This is a genomic window from Pseudomonas sp. R84, assembly GCF_009834515.1.
Taxonomy (GTDB): domain Bacteria; phylum Pseudomonadota; class Gammaproteobacteria; order Pseudomonadales; family Pseudomonadaceae; genus Aquipseudomonas.
Genome location: NZ_CP019426.1, coordinates 3,833,692 through 3,852,810 on the forward strand (window position 1 = coordinate 3,833,692; position 19,119 = coordinate 3,852,810).

Below are 19,119 nucleotides of genomic sequence, written 5' to 3' on the forward strand. Positions count from 1 at the left end.
CCCATGGACATCGATCTCGCTCGCACCTTTCTGGAAATCGTCCGTCACGGCAGCCTCGCCGCTGCCGCGCAGAAGTTGTTCGTCACACAAACGGCGATCACCGCCCGGGTGCAGAAGCTCGAAAGCCAACTGGGCAGCACACTGTTCGTGCGCAACCGTGCCGGGGCAAAGCTGACGCCCAATGGCGAGGCCTTTGTGATCTACGCCAATCAACTGGTGCAGACCTGGGAAGCCGCGCGCCGTGATCTGCCGCTGCCCGAGGGCTATCACAACGTGCTGCACATCGGCGGCGAAGTCAGCCTGTGCAACCCGTTGATGCTGAGTTGGGCGGCGGAGCTGCGCGAGAAGATTCCCGGGCACGCCCTGCGCATGGAAATCCGCGATGGCGAAAACCTGCTGCGCCAACTGGAACTCGGCGTGCTCGACGCGGCGCTGGTCTATCAGCCGGAATACTGGCCGGGATTGCAGGTCGAGCAAGTGCTGGAAGAAAAACTGATTCTGGTGCGTGCGCCCGAGCGCCCCGATCCCTACGTCTACATCGACTGGGGCCCGGACTTTCGCCGCCAGCATGACGCCGCCCTGCCGGAAAAAGCCAAAGCGGCGCTGAGTTTCAACCTCGGCCCGCTAGCCCTGCAATACATCCTCGAACACGGCGGCAGCGGCTACTTCCGCACCCGTGTGGTACGCACGTATCTGGAAAGCGGCGCCCTGGAAGCAGTGACCAAAGCCCCGGAATTCGGCTACCCGACTTATCTTGTCTACTCACGCGACCGCGATTCGGCAACGCTGCAACAAGCCTTCCATCTGCTGCGCGAAGTGATCCGCACCGATGACGACTGGTCGCAACGCTGGAACCCGCTGAGCTGAAGCGGCGGCTTTGCACCGGAGCATGGCGCAAGTGACACCGAGGTCCGGCCTGCACAAACGGCCGGATCGGCTAATCTGCCGGGTATAACAACAATCCCCGCAGGTGATGCAGTGAGGCAGACCACCGAGGCATTCCGCAGTCGCTACCGTGCGGCCATTCACCCGTTGTACAACCCATGGCTGCACGGTGCCTTCGTGCTGCTGTTCGGTGTGCTGGCCATCGCTGCGTTCTCGGCCAGCGTGCAGCAGGTCAGTCTGCTGGAATGGCTGACGGTGCCGTTGACCCTGCTGTTGTTCAATTTCGGTGTGTACATGGTCCATCGCCATCTCGGCCACCACAAAAAAACCTTCGCGAAAATGTTCTACGCCCGGCACGCGGGCGATCATCACAGCTTCTTCACTCCCGGCCATATGACCTACGACAGTGCGCGTGACTGGCGGGTGATTCTGTTCCCCGCCTGGCTGATTGTGCTGCATACGCTGGTGATCACCGTACCGTTGTGGTGGCTGTTGGCACCGGTAAACGCCAACGTTGCCGGGTTGTTCGGCGGTTGCATGGTGCTGGGTTATCTGACTTACGAAGTGTTTCATGCCTGCGAGCATTTGCCGGCAGACAACCCTTTGGCACGCCTGCCATGGATCCGCCAGATGCGCCGTTTGCATGAGCTGCATCACCGCCGCGAACGCATGCAGGAGCGCAATTTCAACATCGTCCTGCCGCTGATGGACTACCTGTTCGGCACCCTGTACTGGGAGCCGGAAACCACCCCTTTGAGCTATTCGAAAATGCCCATGACCCGCATGCAGCACAGCATCGATATCGCTGGCGATCCCATTGCCGTACTGGCCTACGCCGCCAGTGTCGGTCGCTGGCCTGAGTGGCACCCCTCGTCGCTGAAAATCGACGGCCCACACGGCCCGCTGCATGCCGGCGCGCGCTTTGAAGAAGACATTCATGCCGGCGGCCGTGAAGGCCATTTGAGTTGGGAAGTCACCGAGTACTTGCCCGGTCGGCGCTGGTGCGCGCGGGCGCAAGGTGATCATGGATTGTCGTTGCTGCTGACCTATGAATGCAGCGCCGAAGGCAGCGGCGCGCGATTTGTGCGCACACTGGATTATCGCTTCGCCGGTCTGGGCATGCGCATCGCCAATCACCTGCTGCTCAAGCGCCGCATCGAGCGCGAATCTGCCGCGTCGATGCTGGCGCTGCGCGACATGGCCGCCCAGTACCTGTCATCGGCGAGGGCCAGCGCGTGAAGCTACGGCATCTGTTGTTGCTGCTGATCCTTATCGTCATCGCGTTCTTATTGTTGATGCCAACCAAAGTCGAACCCGTGGCCTGGACGCCGTCGCCTGCGCCATCGCTGAAAGAAGGCATTTACGCCGAGAATCAGAAACTCAAAGGCGCAGCGCAGGTCGGGCCGAGCGACATCGAAGGGCCGGAAGCGTTGCTGCTGGAAAGTGACTTCTTGATCACCGGACTGCACGACGGCCGACTGATCCGTACCAGCCTCGACGGCCAGCAACGCAAAGTACTCGCCGACACCGGTGGCCGTCCGCTCGGATTGGCCCGACATCCGAACGGCATGCTGGTGATCGCTGATGGGGTCAAGGGCTTGCTGTCCCTTGATGCGCAAGGTCAGTTGATTCCTTTGACCACGGAGGCCAATGGTCTGGGCTTCGGTTTCACCGATGATGTGGCCATCGACAAGTCCGGGCATTACGCCTATTTCAGCGATGCATCCAGTCGCTGGGGTTATGGCCATGACGGCGAGGCAATCATCGAGCACGGCGGCGACGGACGTCTGCTGCGCTATGACTTCCAGAGCGGTAAAACCAGTGTGCTGCTGGACAGACTGGAGTTCGCCAACGGCGTGACCCTCGGCCCCGATGACGCCTATGTGCTGGTCAACGAAACCGGCGCTTATCGCATCAGCCGTTACTGGCTGACCGGTCCGAAAGCCGGCACTCACGACCTGTTCATCGACAATCTGCCTGGGCTGCCGGACAACCTGGCATTCAATGGCAGCAACCGGTTCTGGGTGGCGTTGTATGCGCCGCGCAATGCTCTGCTGGATGGCACTGCGGGGCATCCGTTCGTGCGCAAGATGATCGTGCGGGCGCTGAGGGTTTTACCGAAACCGGTGGAGAAACGCGGGTTTGTGCTGGGCCTGGACCTGGATGGCAAGGTGATTGCCAATCTGCAGGATGCGAGCAGTGGCAATTACTCGCCGATTACCACGGTGCGCGAGTATGGGCCGTGGTTGTATTTTGGCTCGTTGAAGGCCACACATATGGCGCGGATGCCGTTGGATGCGGCCCTGAAGTGAGCCTGATGTTTTTTGTGTTGCATGGACTTACGCCTTCGTCGGAACGCCGCCCGGAGCAGGCTCGCTCCCACAGGGGTTCTTTGCTGACCACAGCATTAGTGGTCAACACAATCCACTGTGGGAGCGAGCCTGCTCGCGAAGACGGTCTGTCAGTTGCTGGACTTGTCGAACTTGTCCGGATCTTCGTCTTCAGGCAGATCCTCATCCGGCTCTTCGGGGTTAGCGGTGGTATGCGCCGGGCTGTTGGGTTCAGGATGGGTGGGAACCGGGTCGAATGCGCCCTGCTCTTCACTGGGGAATTTCGGATCGTTCATAAGGCACCTCGCAAAGAGTCGCTGATGGAAGACTCTGTACATTCGAGGTGCCGGTCGTGGCTGTCGTTCCCGTCAATCCGCAACCGCAGGTCGGCGGATCATTGTCGAGTCAGGACGGGGCCTGCAAATGGCTGACGATTTCGTCTTTGACCTTCAAGCGCTTTTCTTTGAGCTTTTTCAATGCGTCGTCGGTGGGAGCATCTGAAGTGGCCGTTTCGGCCTTGACCACTTCGGCGTCGGCTTGGGAATACTTGTTGATCAGTGAATCCAGTCGTGGATCCTGGGTGCGTTTTTGCTGGATCTCTTCCTTCGTGCAACTCAAGTCCTGAAACAGGTCATGGGGAACCGGCATGGAACACCTCCGTCAGTTGATCGGCTGGCCAACGCGACCGATTGCGCTGCCAGTTATCAGAATGGCCTTGGTTGCACGGTTCTGTCGACCACCTGTCAGACCAGCGGTGCCCGTTCGTCGCCCTGTCGCAAATGCGATAAAACCTTTACTCGCCGCGTTGCCTCCATTGGATAACCCCAACAAAAACTGCGTGGAGATACACCAATGGACGGATTCAACCTGCGTCATCTGGTTTTGGCTGTCGCTTTGAGCAGCGGCATGGGCAGTGCTTTCGCCGCGACGGACAATGACTTCGTCGATAACGCCGCAGCCGGTGGCATCGCCGAAATCGAAACCAGCCGTCTGGCCCTGGAAAAAAGCCAATCGGCAGACATCAAGGCGTTCGCCAACATGATGATCACCGATCACGGCAAGGCCAATGACGAACTGGCGACCATTGCCAAGGCCAATGACATCGAAGTCCCGGACACCACAACCCTGGTCAAACAGGCCAAGGAAAAAATCCTCGAAGTGCGCGATGAGTCCTTTGATGCCGCTTACGCCAACAATCAGGTGAAGGCGCACGAAGAGACCATCGAACTGTTCAAGAAACAGGCCAATACCGTGACCGATGACAAGGTTAAAGGCGCTACTGAACTGAAAGCGTTTGCGCAGAAAATGCTGCCGGGGCTGGAAAAACATTTGGCCGCCGCAAAAGAATTGCAGGCCAAGCATCCGAGCAAGTAAAAAGCCTTACCCTCACCCCAGCCCTCCCGAAACGTCGGACCGCCCCGAGGGAGTGGGAGCCGACCGAGGTGGATGTTCGAGTTACGCCGACCTGACAGTCTCGAGTTGAACGCAGGTTTTGAACATTCCCCAATCGGCTCCCTTTCCCCTCGCCCCCTTGGGGGAGAGGGCTGGGGTGAGGGGGATCGATATCAGCCACACCACCAGACTCAAGCGTAAAAAAGGCCGCATCCAAATAGATGCGGCCTTGTCATATCCGCCGAAATCAACCGCCATCGGTATCAATATCGGCATCCGTCTCCTCCCCCGGCTTCGCCCGATCCGGCTGCGGTTTGAAGCCCGGGCTGAACTCGTTGTCGTTGTCCGTATGCTGGTTCTTCTGATCCACCGCCGGATCGGCACTCTGCGCCTGATCATCCTCGCCCTGCTGCTGCGTCGGAGCCGGTTGCCCCGGCACCTGCGGGTCAATGGCCGGATCATTGCGATTGATCGGTTCGCCAGATTGGCTCTGCTTCGTTTGCTCGTTCATGGCCACCTCGTTGGTCAAACACCCCCGGCACACATCCGCCGGGTGTCAAAGATTCGAAGCCTGCCCTGCGTCAACGTTCAAAACTTCACCGCACCCGGCCACGCCGACTAGAGTTACCGGGACGTTCCTTGCGCCAGATCAAAAATATACGTGCGTGAACGAACAACTATTTCGAACGGCAAATGTCGATCATTCCGCGGCGTTCATTTATAGCGATCGCCCCCCAATTCGCGACGGAGCAACAGGCACATGGCAGCACTGCAGAACAGCACACTCGATGCGATGAAAAACAAACAAGCACAACTGCTGAGTGAATGGGTCAACGGACTGGAAACCAGCGGTGCCACGCGTAATCTGAAAGGCCACGACATACAGCAACAAACCGGCGAATTCCTGCAACTGGTGATCAATGGTCTGCAAAACGACAACGGCACCAATGTGGCCGCGCCGGGTTGGGAAACCACCCGCCAGTTCCTCGAAAAGCTCTCCCACAGCCGCGCCCTGCTCGGCCAGGACTCGCAGCAGACCGCGAGTTTCATCTTCGCCCTCAAAGGCCCGCTGTTTAACCTGCTCCAAAGTCATTACAAAGACCAACCGGCGCTGCTGGCCGAACAACTCTGGGAAGTGTCCGAGCTGCTCGACGCGTTCGGCATGCACACCATCCGCACCTTTCAGAAATCCCGCGAAGCGGTGATCAAGCGTCAACAGGAAGAACTGCTGGAGCTGTCGACCCCGGTGGTCAAGCTGTGGGACGGCGTGCTGGCGCTACCGATGATCGGCACCCTCGACTCGCAACGCACGCAAGTGGTGATGGAATCGCTGCTGCAACGCATCGTCGACACCGGTTCGGAAATCGCCATCATCGACATCACCGGCGTGCCGACCGTCGACACTCTGGTTGCCCAGCACCTGCTGAAGACTGTCACCGCGATCCGCCTGATGGGCGCCGACTGCATCATCAGCGGCGTACGTCCGCAAATCGCACAAACCATCGTCCACCTCGGCCTCGACCTGCAAGGCGTGGTGACCAAAGCCAATCTGGCCGATGCATTGAAACTGGCCCTGACCCGTCTGGGTGTCAGCCTCGTCAAGACGGTTTAAACATGGAACGTATCCCGATTCTGCAAATGGGCGAATTTCTGCTGGTGACCATTCAGGTCGACATGCATGACCAACTCGCCCTCACCCTGCAAGATGACTTGTCCGAGCGCATCAGCAAGACCTCGGCGCGGGGCGTGCTGATCGACATCTCCGCGCTGGACATGGTCGACTCGTTCATTGGCCGGATGATCGGCACGATTTCCGGCCTGTCGAAAATCATGGACGCCGAAACTGTACTGGTGGGCATGCAACCGGCAGTGGCGATTACTTTGGTGGAACTTGGCATGACGTTGCCCGGCGTCAGTACCGCACTGAATGTCGAGCGCGGGATGAAGCTGCTCCGGGAACGAGTAGCGCTGCAATGACCGTACGCAGCAGCGGTACTCAACCCATCCACATCGAGCAGGATGTCGTGCTCGCGCGCCAGACCGCGCGCAAGTTGGCGACGGAGTGCGGCATGCGTCTGATCGACCTGACCAAAATGGTCACGGCGGTCAGCGAACTGGCGCGCAACACCATGGTTTACGGTGGCGGCGGCGACATGGACTGGCAGATTCTCGATGAGGATCACAAAGTCGGTCTGCGCTTGACCTTTCGCGACGAAGGCCCGGGCATTCCCGACCTGAAACTGGCGATGACCGACGGCTGGACCTCGGGCAGCGGCATGGGCCTGGGCTTGACCGGCGCCAAACGTCTGGTCGAAGAGTTCGAACTGGACACCGAGCCCGGCAAAGGCACGCGCATAACGATTACCCGATGGACATGAATATCGTCGGGTCGCTGACCCAGGTTCTGTTGGTCGAGGACAGCAGTCAGATCGGTCATGCCCGGCGCACCGCGCAGCAACTCGCTGAACAGCATGGCTTTGATGAGCGCGATGCCGGGCGGGTCGCTCTGGTTGCCACGGAATTGGCCAGTAATGTGCTCAAGCACGCTACGCACGGCGAATTGCATCTGCGGGTATTACCTCGGCCTGCGGGTTTCGGTATTGAAATGCTCGCGGTGGATCGCGCTCAGGGTTTTGATCTGGAGGCCTGCGTGGCCGACGGATTCTCCACCGGTGGCACGCAAGGTATCGGCCTCGGCGCAGTTTCGCGGCAGACCGAGGTATTTGACGTCTATGCCGACGGCCGTGGCGCGGTACTGTTGGCGCGTCTTTACCCGCGTACCGACCGCGATCCGGATATCCGTTATGGCGTCAGCCAGCACTCGTTGCACAACGATCCGGCCTGCGGTGACGTTTGGCACCTGAAGTATGAAGGCGCCAGCATCAGCGCACTGGTGATCGATGGCCTCGGGCATGGCGAGGAAGCCGAACGCGCCGGGCGTGCGGGGGCTCAAGCCTTTGCCCTGACACCGTTTGCCGATCCGGTGATGCTGATGGAGGACATGCACCGCGACATGATCGGCACGCGTGGCGGCGCTGTCGCGTTTAGCCAGTTCGACGGCAGGCGCGACAACCTGACCTTCGCTGGCGTGGGCAATATTGGCGCCAGTCTGATCGCCGCAGACAAATCGCGAGGTCTGGCCTCGCACCCGGGTATCGTCGGCGTGCAATACCGAAAAGCCCGGCCTTTTGACTATGCTCACGTGAACGGACATCTATTGATCATGTACAGCGACGGCTTGCAGTCCCGTTGGAATCTACAAGACTACCCCGGCCTGGTGCATCGCCACCCCGCTGTGATAGCCAGCGTCCTGCACCGCGACTTCAGTCGCGGGCGTGACGATGCAACAGTATTGGTCGTTGCCCTGGAGGCCGCCCATGGCTGAGTCACCGATGTTGAGCAATGCCGAACAGGCCGCGCTCATCGCGCAGTTGCAGAGCGAAACAGTGGCTTTGCGCGAAGAGCTCGACGAAACCAATCAGGGCGTGCTGGCGCTGTATGCCGAACTCGACGAACAAGCTGAAGAATTACGCCAGGCCTCAGATCTGAAAAGTCGCTTTCTGTCATACATGAGCCATGAATTCCGCACGCCACTGGGCTCGATCCTCAGCATCAACAGCCTGCTCGCCGACGAACTCGACGGCCCGCTCAGCCCTGAACAACACAAGCAGGTCGCGTTCGTCAGCACCGCTGCCCGCGAGTTGAGCGACATGGTCGATGACCTGCTCGACCTGGCGAAGATCGAGGCCGGGCGCATCACGATTTCCCCGGCGTGGTTCGACATGTTCGATCTGTTCTCCGCGCTGCGCGGGATGTTCCGGCCGATTGTCGATGCCTCCGCCGTCGATCTGATCTTCGAAGAACCGGTCGGTTTGCCTCGCCTGTACACCGACGACAAGAAACTCGGGCAAATCCTGCGCAACTTCATTTCCAATTCGCTGAAGTTCACTACCCGTGGCGAAGTGCGGGTGTCCGCGCGCCTCGAAGGCGTGGACAAGGTGCGTTTTGCCGTCAGCGACACTGGAATCGGTATCGCTGCGGAGCTGCATGGTGCATTGTTCGAGGACTTTTCCCAGGTCGACTCGCCACTGCAGAAACGTCTGCGCGGCACCGGGCTAGGCCTGTCACTGTGCAAACGCTTCGCGGCCCTGCTCGGCGGTGAAGTCGGGCTGGAAAGCACGCCGGGGGTCGGTTCGACCTTCTTCGTGATCATCCCGTTGGCGATCGCTCTGGAGAATGTCGATGAAACGTGACATCCGTCTGTTGATCGTCGATGACAACGTCGCCACCCGCTACGCCCTGCGGCGACGGCTGGAGCGCCACGGTTACGAAGTCCTTGAGGCCGGTACCGGCGGCGACGGGCTGGCGCTGATCGACAGTGAAGCGCTCGATGCGTTGATTCTCGACGTCAATCTGCCGGACATGAGCGGTTTCGACATTGTGCGGATTCTGCGCGCCGACAGCCGCACTGCTCTGCTGCCGGTGATCCATGTGTCCGCCGCGTCGATCCAGACCGGCGACATCATCACCGGCCTCGACGCTGGCGCCGATGCCTACCTGATTCACCCGGTCGATCCGGACGTGCTGCTGGCCACCCTGCGCACGCTGTTGCGGGTGCGCGACACGGAAAATGCCCTGCGCGAAAGTGAAGCGCGATTCCGCGAAATTTTTGCCAATGTGTCCGCACCGATTGCAGTGCTCGATGCCAGCCTCAAGGTGCATGAGTGCAACCAGGCCTTCGCGCAACTGATTCTCGACAATCGGGATCCGCAAGCGCTGCGTGAATGCTTTGCCGATGATCAGAGCGCCATCCTCAATGAGCTGCGCCTGCGCCTGGTCGATGGCGAGCGCTGGAAAGGCACGCTGAACATGCGCGTGCAGGGCGAGATTCGCGAAACCGAATGGCAGATTTCGCCGTACCGCACGCCAGAGTTGAGCCTGGTGTTTGTCGAAGACGTCACCGAACATCGCCATCGCGAGCGCTCGCATCTGGCGCGCCTGGATGACACCACCACGCAACTGGCCAAGGAAGTCGCCGAACGTGCGCGCGCCGAGGCGCAGTTGCTGCAAGTGCAGAAGATGGATGCCCTGGGCAAGCTCACGGGCGGTATTGCTCACGACTTCAACAACCTGCTGACCGGGATCATCACTAGCCTGGAGTTGATCCAGAAGCGTGTCGCCGATGAGCGCCTGGACAAGGTGCAGTTCTATAGCGAAGCAGCGCTGAACTCGGCGATGAGCGCCGCGTCCCTGACCCATCGCTTGCTGGCCTTCGCACGGCAACAGCCGCTGGATACACGGCCGGTGGACATCAACGACCAAGTCCGCTCGCTGGAAGAACTGCTGGTGCGCACTATCGGTGAGCGGATCACCCTCAAACTGGAGTTGACCAGCAAACCGGCGATCGCGCTGGTTGATCCGGTGCAGCTGGAAAGCGCGGTATTGAATCTGGTGATCAACGCCCGCGATGCGCTGCCGACGGGCGGCAATATCTGGGTCAACACTTACGCCGCGTACTCCCACGGCGATCCGAATCTGGCCGATGGCGCTTACGTGGCGCTGTCGGTGCGCGACGACGGCACAGGGATCGAGCACAACGTCATCGACAAGGTCTTCGATCCTTTTTTCACCACAAAACCGCTGGGCCAAGGCACAGGACTGGGGTTGTCGACGATCTATGGCTTTGCCCGTCAGTCGGGCGGTGATGCGCACATCCGCAGCGTCGCGCGGCGCGGCACCGAAGTGACGATCATGTTGCCGGCCACCACCGACCCGACTGGGGTCGACATCCCTGCGCCGGTAGTTGACCCGCAAGGTAGCGGCGAGCATGTACTGATTGTCGAAGACATGCCGTCGGTGCGCATGTTTGTCACTGAAGTGCTGGAGGACGCGGGTTATCGCTGCACCCAGGCGGCGGATATCGAAACGGCGCTGGAGCGGTTGCAAAATGATCCCTCGATCAACCTGCTGCTGACCGACGTCGGCCTGCCGCGCATGAGCGGTCGGGAATTGGCAGATGTTGCGCGAGGCTGGCGTGACGGATTGCCGATTCTGTTCATGACCGGGTATGCAGAAACGGCAATCAATCGTCAGGTGTTTCTCGGCAGTGGCATGGACATGCTGGTCAAGCCGTTTCAGATCAGTGAACTGCTCGACAAGGTCCGCCGAACCCTCGATGGTGCCTGACCACAGCTTCACAGGGATTAATGTCGAACATAGATCCAATGTAGGAGCGAGCCTGCTCGCGATAGCGGAGTGTCAGCCACAGATGAGTTGACTGACCTGGCGCCATCGCGAGCAGGCTCACTCCTACAGGGGTTCTGTGTGGACACATAACGTGTTCACACCACAAAAACCTGTGGGAGCGAGCCTGCTCGCGATAGCGGAGTGTCAGCCACAGATGAATTGACTGACCTGGCGCCATCGCGAGCAGGCTCACTCCTACAGGGGTTCTGTGTGGACAGATAACGTGTCACACCACAAAACCTGCGGGAGCGAGCCTGCTCCGGGCGGCGTTCCGACGAAGACGTCAGCCCTGCCAACACCCCTATCGGCTCAAAGCCCGAGCCAGAAACGGCGCAGTCTTGCTCTTCTTGCTCGCCGCCACTTTCTGCGGCGTGCCCGCGACGACAATCCTGCCGCCCTGATCTCCCGCCCCCGGCCCGATGTCGATCACCCAGTCACTCTGCGCCACCACGCGCATTTCGTGCTCGACCACAATCACCGTGTGCCCCGCCGTGACCAGCGTATCCAGCTGTTCCAGCAGCCGGTCGACATCACGCGGATGCAACCCGGTGGTCGGTTCATCGAGCACATACAAGGTCGCGCCGCGCTGGTTGCGCTGCAACTCGGTGGCCAGTTTGATCCGCTGTGCTTCGCCACCGGACAACTCCGTGGCCGGTTGCCCGAGGCGCAGATAACCCAGGCCAATATCACGCAGCACTTCCAGTGACCGACGAATCCCCGGTTGCCCGGCAAACACCGTCACTGCTTCCTCGACGGTCAATTGCAGCACCTGCGCAATGCTCAGACCCTCCCAGAGAATCGCCAGCGTCTGCGGGTTATAGCGTGCGCCATGGCAGGTCGGGCACGGCGCATACACACTGGGCATGAACAACAATTCAACACTGACAAACCCCTCACCTTCGCAGGTGGCGCAACGGCCCTTGGCGACGTTGAAGGAAAACTGCCCGGCGTCATAACCTGCGGCCCGAGCAGCATCTGTCGCGGCGTACAGCTTACGGACGTTATCGAACAACCCGGTGTAGGTCGCCAGATTTGAGCGTGGCGTGCGGCCGATGGGTTTCTGGTCGACCTGCACCAGGCGCTTGATCGACTCCAGCCCGGACGTGACCTGGCCGCTGCTGAGTGGCGGTGCGTCGTCTTCGAGGCTGAGTTCCTCTGGCTCGCTTTCCTGCGCGGGACGGCCCAACTGCGCGCCGACCAGTTCCAGCAACGCCTGACTGACCAGACTCGACTTGCCAGAGCCGGACACGCCCGTCACCGAGGTGAAGCAGCCCAAGGGAAATTCGGCACTCAGCTTGTTCAGGTTGTTGCGGGTAATGCCGTCGAGTTTCAGCCACGCCGTCGGTTTACGCGCGGCGCGTGTCTGACCCTGCGATTCGGCAAACAGATAAGCGCGCGTCTGCGACTGTTCGATCTCGGCCAGACCTGCCGGCGGGCCGCTGTACAGCACCTGACCGCCCTGCTCGCCCGCCGCCGGGCCGACATCGATCAGCCAGTCAGCGCGGCGCATGGTTTCCAGATCATGCTCGACCACAAACAGCGTGTTGCCGTCAGCTTTCAAGCGCTGCAAGGCCTCGAACAACGCCTCGCCATCGGCCGGGTGCAAACCGGCGGAGGGTTCGTCGAGCACGTAAATCACCCCGAACAATTGCGAGCCCAGCTGCGTCGCCAAGCGCAAGCGCTGCAACTCACCCGACGACAGCGTCGGTGTGCTGCGCTCCAGCGCCAGATAACCGAGGCCCAGATCGGTCAGCGTGCTGACCCGCTCCAGCAGATCCTCGGCAATGCGCTGCGCCGCCAGACGTTTCTCCAGCGACAGGTTTGGCGTGTGGCGCACGTCTGGCGCACTGCCGTGCCCGCTGGCGCCGTGGGCCACGCGCTGCTGGCGGGCCTCGCGGGTTTGCGCGTGGCTTAAGGTCTCGCCGGTTTCCTCTGCGTGTTCGAGGTAGCTGGCCGCCGCCACCGGCCGCAGCACCTCGGCCACTTGCAGCAATGGCATCTGCGATAGCTCACCGATGTCATACCCGGCAAACGTCACCGACAACGCCTCGCGCTTCAGGCGTTTGCCGTCGCATAACGGGCAAGGGCTGCCGAGCATGAACTGTGAAACGCGCTTCTTCATCAGCGCACTTTGCGAATGGGTGAAGGTGTGCAGGATGTAGCGCCGGGCGCCGGTGAAGGTGCCCTGATAACTCGGTTCCATCTTGCGTTTGAGGGCGACGCGGGTTTCTTCCGGGGTCAGCCCGGCGTACACCGGCACGGTCGGGGTTTCTTCGGTGAAGAGAATCCACTCGCGCTGCTTTTTCGGCAGTTTTTTCCATGGAATATCGACATCGATGCCCATGGTCACGAGGATGTCGCGCAGGTTCTGCCCCTGCCACGCCAGCGGCCAGGACGCCACCGCGCGCTGGCGGATGGTCAGGTTCGGATCGGGCACCATCAGCGCCTCGGTGACTTCATACACCCGCCCAAGACCATGGCACTCCGGACACGCGCCTTGCGGCGTGTTCGGCGAAAAGTCCTCGGCGTACAACATCGGCTGCCCCGGCGGATAACTGCCGGCGCGCGAATAGAGCATGCGGATCAAGCTCGACAGCGTAGTCACGCTGCCCACCGACGAACGCGTACTCGGCGTACCGCGCTGCTGTTGCAGAGCCACGGCCGGTGGCAAGCCTTCGATGGAGTCGACATCCGGCACGCCGACCTGATCGATCAGTCGTCGCGCATACGGCGCCACCGACTCAAAGTAACGGCGCTGGGCTTCGGCATACAAGGTCGAGAAGGCCAACGAGGATTTGCCCGAACCGGACACGCCGGTGAACACCACCAGTGCATCGCGGGGGATGTCGACGTCGACGTTTTTCAGGTTGTGTTCACGGGCGCCGCGCACCCGGACCATGCCGGCGGGCGCTTTGGAGGTGCGTTTGGAAGTCATCGACCTGCCTTGGTGAAGGAATGTTCAACGCTCAGCTACCGAGCACCACCCGAATCATCTGCAACATGGCTTCCGGGCTGTACGGTTTGCTCAGCAAATGGGTGTCGGGGCTTAACTGGTGATTGCGCGAAATGATGTCGCGGGTGTGCCCGGAGGTGAACAGCACCGCCACCGGCGGCGTCTGCACCTTGGCCCAGGCGAACAGGTCGGAGCTTTTGATCAGTCCCGGCATGACCACGTCGGTGAAGATCAGGTCGACCTCGACACCTTCGAGAAGCATTTGCATGGCCGCATCGCCGTGACCGGCGGTCAACACGCGATAGCCCTCCTCGCGCAACAGCTCGACCGCCGAAGTGCGTACGGCGTCGTTGTCCTCGACCACCAGAATCGTCTCGTGGCCGCCGCTCTGCTGCCTTTGCAGATTGGGCGCCTCATCAAGGATCGGGCGCAGGCTGCGCGGGAAGTACAACTGCACCCGCGTGCCCTCGCCCAAAGCGCTGGTGATCTCGACATGCCCGCCGCTCTGCTTGACGAAGCCGAACACCATGCTCAGGCCCAGCCCAGTGCCCTGACCATCAGCCTTGGTGGTGAAAAACGGCTCAAACACTTGCTCGAGAATCTCTGGCGGGATACCGGCGCCGGTGTCACTGACCGCGACGCGGACAAACTCGCCGGGGACGATGCCTTTACCGGCACAGGACTCGCGTTCGAGTCGCACATTGGCAGCGCTGAGCGCAATGGTGCCCTCGCCCTTCATCGCATCCCGGGCGTTGATCGCCAGATTGAGAATCGCGTTTTCCAGTTGATTGCGGTCGACGTTGATGTGCCACGGCGCGGTCGGCAACTGCACGTCGATCTGGATGGTTTCGCCCAGCGCCCGTTGCAGCAATTCGCCAACGCCTTCGAAAATCTGCTGCGGGTTACACACCGCCGGCGACAACGGCTGGCGCCGGGCAAACGCGAGCAACTGCGAGGACAGCTTGGCACCGCGCTCGACCGCCGCCAGCGACGCGCTGACCCGACGCTGCACGTTGGCGTTGTTCGGTTCGTGGCGGGCGAGCAGATGCAGATTGCCGGCGATCACTTGCAGCAGATTATTGAAGTCATGAGCCACGCCACCGGTCAAACCGCCAATGGCTTCGAGCTTCTGTGATTGGCGCAACTGCTCTTCAGCCGCCAGCCGCGCCTCGACTTCTTCGCCGACGCGCTGTTCGAGGTTGCGGGTAAATTTGAGCAGGGATTCTTCGGCAATCTTGCGTTCATGAATGTCGATCAGTACGCCGGGAAAGCGCAGCGGTTTACCGTGTTCGTCAAACTCGCAACCGCCACTGGCCAACACCCACAGATAACTGCCGTCACTACGCTGCACGCGATATTCGGCGTTATACGGCTCGCCGGTCTGCACGGAATGGGCGACGCGCTCTTGGACCCAAGCGTGGTCATCGGGATGGATACGCGACTCGGCAATGTCCTGGGCCAGATTGCTCAGGTCATGATCCGGCGGATAAGAAAACGTGCGGGCGAACCGTTCGTCTGCCGACAGCGTGTTGTTTTTCACGTCCCAGACAAACGAGCCAAGCAAAGCGCCGGCATTCAGCGCCAGACGTACCCGCTCGTTGTCGGCGCGGTAAGCTTTTTCAGCGGCCTGACGGCGGCGTTCGGAATGCATGAATTCGGTGGTTTCCACCACCATCGCCATCACCCCGGCCGGCTTGCCGTCATCATTGGCCACCGGGCTGTAATACAGGTCCATCCAGACGTCTTCGGGGACGCCATCGCGCAACAGCACCAACTCTTTATTGCGAAACGACAAGGTGCCGCCGGCCAGGCAGGTATCGACCACATGCCGGTTGAAATCGGCGACCTCCGGCCAGCCCAGCTCCACCGGTGCACCGAGTAGATACGGATGCCGACCACCGGCAAATTTCGAATAGGCATCGTTGTAGATCATGTACCCGGCGCGGCCCCAGAGCATGACCATCGGCAGTGGCGAGGCCAGCATCAATTGCACCGCGCTGCACAGGCTGGCCGGCCAGCTGTTCAGCGGGCCAAGTTCGGTGTGGCTCCAGTCGAACGCACTGATGCGCCCGGCCATTTCGCCTTTCCAGCCGTCACAACCATGGCTATCGGATAAAAACTGCATCGACTGACTCAGTGTCCTTAGGTGGTTGCCCGATAAATCGCGACGCCATAACGACGCGACGCCCGTCTGTTTCGAGCGTCTGCAGTCGTATTGGTTTCATATGAGGTATAGCCGATTTAATTCCCGCGCGGAGACTAGACCCCGATCAGGTGCTTGAGCGGATGGTAGCCAGTTTTCATCTTCGCGGCGACGTCGAGAATAGCCTTCTCGATACCGTTGAGATGCGTGCAGGTCAGCTCGATGGCAGCGCTTTGATTGCCGGCCTCGATGTATTCGAGCAAACGCAGGTGTTCGTCGTCACGGCAGACTTCGTGACTGTCATCGTCCAGTGCAGCGGCATACAGCGAAGCGCGGGAAATCAGTTTCTGGAACCAGTCGAGCAGCACCGGATTGTTCAGGCTGCGCGCCAGTTTGATGTGGAACTCGCCAAGCAGGTGAATCAAGCGTTCATGATCGCCCGCCGCATGGGCTTCATCTTCGAGCAGCAGGTGTTCGCGCAGATCCTGCATCGCTGCGCTGTCCTTGCGTCGGCACAGTTCGGTGACGATGCCGATCTCGATCAGCCGCCGGGTTTCGAACAGCGAACGGATCTCTTCATTGCTCGGCAACGACACCGATGCACCTTTATTGGGCTCGGTGGTGACCAGTCCATCGGCCTCCAGTTGCTTCAATGCGGCGCGCACCGACGTGCGGCTGACATTGAACAACTCGGCCAGCGAGGCCTCGCCCAGCTTCATCCCCGGGCGCAACGAACGCTTGCTGATCGCCTCGTAAACCCCTTGGTAGACGCGGTCGACCGTGGTTTCCGGTTTCTTTTCGGTCATTCGAACACTCCTTTAGCGTCAGGCAACCAGCCCCGGCGATGCCTGACCATGGAAGAAGGGCGGCAGACGCAGGTTAATCCGGGCCTTGGCAAATTGCATTCATATATTGCATACCGACGGAGGATGGCGCTGAACATCGGTCAATTGGGGCTGGATGCGATCGGGCGCATGGGTGGCCATGGCTATGCGCGAACCCGCGATTACTCCGATCTGCCGACCCGCTCGTTGCAAGCGTGGACGGAAGCACCGGGCGGTGGTGAGCGGTTTTGGCAGGCCGCGAAATAAGCGCCAACAGCAAAAGATCGCAGCCTTCGGCAGCTCCTACATTTGGGATGCATTCCCCTGTAGGAGCTGCCGAAGGCTGCGATCTTTTGATCTATCAGTCCGTGCCGTATTTCGGCGAGCGCGGGCCGTACAGCAGGCCTGCCGGGTGCCCGGCCGAGAGCAGGCGATTGCTTGCCACACCGGCAATCGGGTAGCCGGCATCGGTGGAGCTGTTGATGATCTGTTTCACTGCCGCCGTGATCAGCATGCCGATCAGACCGCCACCGCCGTTATTGCCGCCCTCTTCGCTCGACGCCCGCGCCGAACCGGTCCACAGCGTGGTGCCGCTTTTCAGGTCGACCAGTTTCGCCGTCGCGGTCACTGCCGTTTCGCTGCTGATCACCATGTAACGCGTACCGTATTCGGTCACGGTGATGTACAGCGCAGCGTCCGCACCGAAGATTTCCTTCAGTTTGCTCGGCGGTGCCTGATGGATGTCGTCCGGAGTGGTCAGGCCGTTCTGGCGGAACGTCTCGTCAACCAGCGTGATCGGCAGTACGTAATAACCGGCCTCGGCCAGCGGGAACGTCACCTGCGACAACAGGCTGTACGACGCCTTCACATCCGGCGAGGTGTTCAGCGGAGGCAGCACCAGAATGGTTTTTGGCCGCGCCTGTTTGTAGGCCGAGTAATCCACGGTCTTGGGGGCAACGCAGCCACCCAGCACGGTCAGGGCCAGACCGGCGGCCAGCAGTTTCAAGGTGCGCGCGATCATTTCGCGTCTCCGCTCTTGGCGTTTTTGAGCAGGAAATCCATGTACGTCCCGGACTCAGGGAACAGGGTTTTCTCGGTTTTGAACTGCTGCACCATCTGGTCGTCCTTGCCCATGCTCAGATAGAGCAGGCCAAGGTGCGCGTGGTAACCCGGCGGTACAGCCTTGCCGGTGGAGCGGATTTTCTGCAGGTCACGTTCCAGCGCTTCGGCTTGGGCTTCCTTCGGCTCTTCGCCTTTGAAGTATTCGTAGACCTGGGGCTCGTAGCCTTCCCACTGATACAGGGTTTTCGGGCTGCTGCAACCGGTCAGCAAGGCGCTGGCGGCCAGCGTCAGCGCCATCAGCGAGCGCGACAAAGTCAGATTCATGGGTGTTGCTCCTTGCAATGGGCGTCGATCAGTTGCCCGGTTTCCAGGCACCGGCGTTCATGCCATCGACCAGACGATTGATCGCCTCGCGCATGGCCAGATCCAGTACTTTGCCGTTGAGGGTGGAGTCGTAGGCAGCGGTGCCACCGAAGCCGATGATTTCGCGGTTGGACAAGGCGTATTCGCCGGCGCCCTGGGTCGAATACACCACTTCGGAGGTGCTGATGTTGACGATGTTCAGGTTGACCTTGGCGTAGGCGACTTGAGTTTTGCCACGGCCAAGAATGCCGAACAGTTGATGATCGCCAGTCTCTTTGCGGCCGAACTCAGTGACGTCACCGGTGACCACGTAATCAGCACCTTTGAGACGCTGGGCCTGGCCCTTGATCGCGGCTTCCTGCTGGATTTCACCCATGTTGTCGCGATCCAGCACGCTGAAGCGATTGGTCTGCTGCAAGTGGGTGATGAGGATGGTCTTGGCCTGACCGCCGAGACGGTCGACGCCGTCGGAGAAGATTCCGCGCATGTAGCTGGAGCGGTTGTCGAACTTGCCCACGGCCATTGGCACGCGAACGCCGGTCCAGACTTGTGTGGCGCTTTCAACCTTGGCCACCGGCAGCGCGCGGGAGCTTTCGGTGGCGCAACCGGCGAGTGTGCCGGCAATCGTGCCGAGCACAGCAATCGCGACGCCTGAAACCAGCATCCGGGAGATCATTCTCACTGAGTATTCCTTTTGAAAAACGGGGATGTCCCGGCACGGCAATGCGCGGCGGGAGTTGAAAAGGGCCGGTATTATGACAAAGTGCCATCATTCGTGACAGATTTTTTTGACGCCAGTGAATTGGCCTTCTTGAGCACACACAAAACCCTGTAGGAGTGAGCCTGCTCGCGATAGCGGTGTGTCATTCACGGTGATGTTGTCTGACACACCTCTATCGCGAGCAGGCTCACTCCTACAGG

19 protein-coding genes and 1 pseudogene are annotated in these 19,119 nt (G+C 60.5%); 11 read left to right on the plus strand and 9 right to left on the minus strand.

From position 1 onward, the window contains the following. The first annotated feature begins 3 nt into the window (after positions 1 to 3). The 3 genes from PspR84_RS16790 (at position 4) to PspR84_RS16800 (ending at position 3,197) form a co-directional block, all read left to right on the plus strand. Positions 4 to 867, plus strand: a complete 864-nt coding sequence (locus PspR84_RS16790; RefSeq protein ID WP_077573167.1) for a LysR family transcriptional regulator — start codon at positions 4 to 6, stop codon at positions 865 to 867. 111 nt (positions 868 to 978) lie between these two features. After that, entirely contained in the window at positions 979 to 2,124 is a 1,146-nt protein-coding gene (locus PspR84_RS16795) for an SRPBCC family protein (protein ID WP_160058301.1), read from the plus strand. Further along, on the plus strand, positions 2,121 to 3,197 hold the full coding sequence (locus PspR84_RS16800) for an SMP-30/gluconolactonase/LRE family protein (protein ID WP_160058303.1): 1,077 nt from the start codon (positions 2,121 to 2,123) through the stop codon (positions 3,195 to 3,197). The genes PspR84_RS16795 and PspR84_RS16800 overlap by 4 nt, the downstream gene beginning before the upstream one ends. Before the next feature lie 149 nt (positions 3,198 to 3,346). Here the strand turns inward: PspR84_RS16800 and PspR84_RS29490 are convergent, their stop codons facing one another. Then, the gene (locus PspR84_RS29490) at positions 3,347 to 3,511 is read right to left on the minus strand and encodes a hypothetical protein (protein ID WP_007912545.1); all 165 of its coding nucleotides are present in this window, start codon (positions 3,509 to 3,511) and stop codon (positions 3,347 to 3,349) included. A 109-nt stretch (positions 3,512 to 3,620) separates the two neighbouring features. Then, on the minus strand, positions 3,621 to 3,863 hold the full coding sequence (locus PspR84_RS16805; RefSeq protein ID WP_038368920.1) for a DUF465 domain-containing protein: 243 nt from the start codon (positions 3,861 to 3,863) through the stop codon (positions 3,621 to 3,623). 204 nt (positions 3,864 to 4,067) lie between these two features. Between PspR84_RS16805 and PspR84_RS16810 the strand changes: the two genes are divergently transcribed. After that, positions 4,068 to 4,589 (plus strand): DUF4142 domain-containing protein, encoded by a 522-nt coding sequence (locus PspR84_RS16810; protein ID WP_016983387.1) that lies wholly within the window; start codon positions 4,068 to 4,070, stop codon positions 4,587 to 4,589. A 265-nt stretch (positions 4,590 to 4,854) separates the two neighbouring features. Here the strand turns inward: PspR84_RS16810 and PspR84_RS16815 are convergent, their stop codons facing one another. Beyond that, a complete protein-coding gene (locus PspR84_RS16815) occupies positions 4,855 to 5,118 on the minus strand; it encodes a hypothetical protein (protein WP_160058305.1) in 264 nt (87 codons plus the stop codon). Positions 5,119 to 5,367: 249 nt separating this feature from the next. On the opposite strand from PspR84_RS16815, the gene PspR84_RS16820 reads away from it, so the two are divergent. The 6 genes from PspR84_RS16820 to PspR84_RS16845 are packed head-to-tail and all read left to right on the plus strand — an operon-like array spanning position 5,368 to position 10,793. Next, on the plus strand, positions 5,368 to 6,219 hold the full coding sequence (locus PspR84_RS16820; RefSeq protein ID WP_160058307.1) for an STAS domain-containing protein: 852 nt from the start codon (positions 5,368 to 5,370) through the stop codon (positions 6,217 to 6,219). Between the two features lie 2 nt (positions 6,220 to 6,221). Then, positions 6,222 to 6,584 carry an STAS domain-containing protein gene (locus tag PspR84_RS16825; RefSeq protein WP_160058309.1) on the plus strand — a complete coding sequence of 121 codons (363 nt, stop codon included), beginning with the start codon at positions 6,222 to 6,224 and terminating at the stop codon, positions 6,582 to 6,584. After that, positions 6,581 to 6,985, plus strand: coding sequence for an anti-sigma regulatory factor (locus PspR84_RS16830; protein WP_008084828.1), 405 nt, complete (start codon positions 6,581 to 6,583; stop codon positions 6,983 to 6,985). Before PspR84_RS16825 ends, PspR84_RS16830 begins: the two co-directional genes overlap by 4 nt. Continuing rightward, a complete protein-coding gene (locus PspR84_RS16835; protein WP_160060108.1) occupies positions 6,982 to 7,992 on the plus strand; it encodes an ATP-binding protein in 1,011 nt (336 codons plus the stop codon). Before PspR84_RS16830 ends, PspR84_RS16835 begins: the two co-directional genes overlap by 4 nt. After that, the gene (locus PspR84_RS16840) at positions 7,985 to 8,860 is read left to right on the plus strand and encodes an ATP-binding protein (protein WP_160058311.1); all 876 of its coding nucleotides are present in this window, start codon (positions 7,985 to 7,987) and stop codon (positions 8,858 to 8,860) included. Before PspR84_RS16835 ends, PspR84_RS16840 begins: the two co-directional genes overlap by 8 nt. After that, positions 8,850 to 10,793 (plus strand): response regulator, encoded by a 1,944-nt coding sequence (locus PspR84_RS16845; RefSeq protein ID WP_160058313.1) that lies wholly within the window; start codon positions 8,850 to 8,852, stop codon positions 10,791 to 10,793. Before PspR84_RS16840 ends, PspR84_RS16845 begins: the two co-directional genes overlap by 11 nt. Before the next feature lie 361 nt (positions 10,794 to 11,154). Here PspR84_RS16845 and PspR84_RS16850 read toward each other — a convergent pair whose 3' ends face one another. The 3 genes from PspR84_RS16850 to PspR84_RS16860 all read right to left on the minus strand — a co-directional run bounded on the left by PspR84_RS16850 (position 11,155) and on the right by PspR84_RS16860 (position 16,755). Next, the gene (locus PspR84_RS16850; protein ID WP_160058315.1) at positions 11,155 to 13,788 is read right to left on the minus strand and encodes an excinuclease ABC subunit UvrA; all 2,634 of its coding nucleotides are present in this window, start codon (positions 13,786 to 13,788) and stop codon (positions 11,155 to 11,157) included. Positions 13,789 to 13,819: 31 nt separating this feature from the next. After that, positions 13,820 to 15,931, minus strand: a complete 2,112-nt coding sequence (locus PspR84_RS16855) for a hybrid sensor histidine kinase/response regulator (RefSeq protein ID WP_160058317.1) — start codon at positions 15,929 to 15,931, stop codon at positions 13,820 to 13,822. 134 nt (positions 15,932 to 16,065) lie between these two features. Beyond that, entirely contained in the window at positions 16,066 to 16,755 is a 690-nt protein-coding gene (locus PspR84_RS16860; protein WP_160058319.1) for a GntR family transcriptional regulator, read from the minus strand. Between the two features lie 129 nt (positions 16,756 to 16,884). Between PspR84_RS16860 and PspR84_RS16865 the strand changes: the two are divergent. After that, a pseudogene (locus PspR84_RS16865) lies at positions 16,885 to 17,040 on the plus strand (flavin reductase family protein); the annotation flags it as partial. A 94-nt stretch (positions 17,041 to 17,134) separates the two neighbouring features. On the opposite strand, the gene PspR84_RS16870 reads toward PspR84_RS16865, so the two are convergent. Genes PspR84_RS16870 through PspR84_RS16880 form a run of 3 tightly spaced genes read right to left on the minus strand, consistent with a single transcriptional unit; the run spans position 17,135 to position 18,874 of the window. Beyond that, positions 17,135 to 17,794, minus strand: coding sequence for a DUF799 domain-containing protein (locus PspR84_RS16870; RefSeq protein ID WP_160058321.1), 660 nt, complete (start codon positions 17,792 to 17,794; stop codon positions 17,135 to 17,137). Next, positions 17,791 to 18,159, minus strand: a complete 369-nt coding sequence (locus PspR84_RS16875; RefSeq protein ID WP_160058323.1) for a DUF4810 domain-containing protein — start codon at positions 18,157 to 18,159, stop codon at positions 17,791 to 17,793. The genes PspR84_RS16870 and PspR84_RS16875 overlap by 4 nt, the downstream gene beginning before the upstream one ends. Positions 18,160 to 18,187: 28 nt before the next feature. Next, positions 18,188 to 18,874 carry a CsgG/HfaB family protein gene (locus PspR84_RS16880; protein ID WP_161986630.1) on the minus strand — a complete coding sequence of 229 codons (687 nt, stop codon included), beginning with the start codon at positions 18,872 to 18,874 and terminating at the stop codon, positions 18,188 to 18,190. Positions 18,875 to 19,119: the final 245 nt, after the last annotated feature.

Bases quoted from the DNA above. Each gene is read 5' to 3' on its own strand.
- PspR84_RS16835 (WP_160060108.1), top strand. From the start codon at position 6,982: ATGAATATCGTCGGGTCGCTGACCCAGGTTCTGTTGGTCGAGGACAGC.
- PspR84_RS29490 (WP_007912545.1), bottom strand. From the start codon at position 3,511: ATGAACGATCCGAAATTCCCCAGTGAAGAGCAGGGCGCATTCGACCCG.
- PspR84_RS16845 (WP_160058313.1), top strand. From the start codon at position 8,850: ATGAAACGTGACATCCGTCTGTTGATCGTCGATGACAACGTCGCCACC.
- PspR84_RS16810 (WP_016983387.1), top strand. From the start codon at position 4,068: ATGGACGGATTCAACCTGCGTCATCTGGTTTTGGCTGTCGCTTTGAGC.
- PspR84_RS16860 (WP_160058319.1), bottom strand. From the start codon at position 16,755: ATGACCGAAAAGAAACCGGAAACCACGGTCGACCGCGTCTACCAAGGG.
- PspR84_RS16820 (WP_160058307.1), top strand. From the start codon at position 5,368: ATGGCAGCACTGCAGAACAGCACACTCGATGCGATGAAAAACAAACAA.
- PspR84_RS16805 (WP_038368920.1), bottom strand. From the start codon at position 3,863: ATGCCGGTTCCCCATGACCTGTTTCAGGACTTGAGTTGCACGAAGGAA.
- PspR84_RS16850 (WP_160058315.1), bottom strand. From the start codon at position 13,788: ATGACTTCCAAACGCACCTCCAAAGCGCCCGCCGGCATGGTCCGGGTG.
- PspR84_RS16815 (WP_160058305.1), bottom strand. From the start codon at position 5,118: ATGAACGAGCAAACGAAGCAGAGCCAATCTGGCGAACCGATCAATCGC.
- PspR84_RS16870 (WP_160058321.1), bottom strand. From the start codon at position 17,794: ATGATCGCGCGCACCTTGAAACTGCTGGCCGCCGGTCTGGCCCTGACC.
- PspR84_RS16855 (WP_160058317.1), bottom strand. From the start codon at position 15,931: ATGCAGTTTTTATCCGATAGCCATGGTTGTGACGGCTGGAAAGGCGAA.
- PspR84_RS16840 (WP_160058311.1), top strand. From the start codon at position 7,985: ATGGCTGAGTCACCGATGTTGAGCAATGCCGAACAGGCCGCGCTCATC.
- PspR84_RS16830 (WP_008084828.1), top strand. From the start codon at position 6,581: ATGACCGTACGCAGCAGCGGTACTCAACCCATCCACATCGAGCAGGAT.
- PspR84_RS16790 (WP_077573167.1), top strand. From the start codon at position 4: ATGGACATCGATCTCGCTCGCACCTTTCTGGAAATCGTCCGTCACGGC.
- PspR84_RS16880 (WP_161986630.1), bottom strand. From the start codon at position 18,874: ATGATCTCCCGGATGCTGGTTTCAGGCGTCGCGATTGCTGTGCTCGGC.
- PspR84_RS16875 (WP_160058323.1), bottom strand. From the start codon at position 18,159: ATGAATCTGACTTTGTCGCGCTCGCTGATGGCGCTGACGCTGGCCGCC.
- PspR84_RS16825 (WP_160058309.1), top strand. From the start codon at position 6,222: ATGGAACGTATCCCGATTCTGCAAATGGGCGAATTTCTGCTGGTGACC.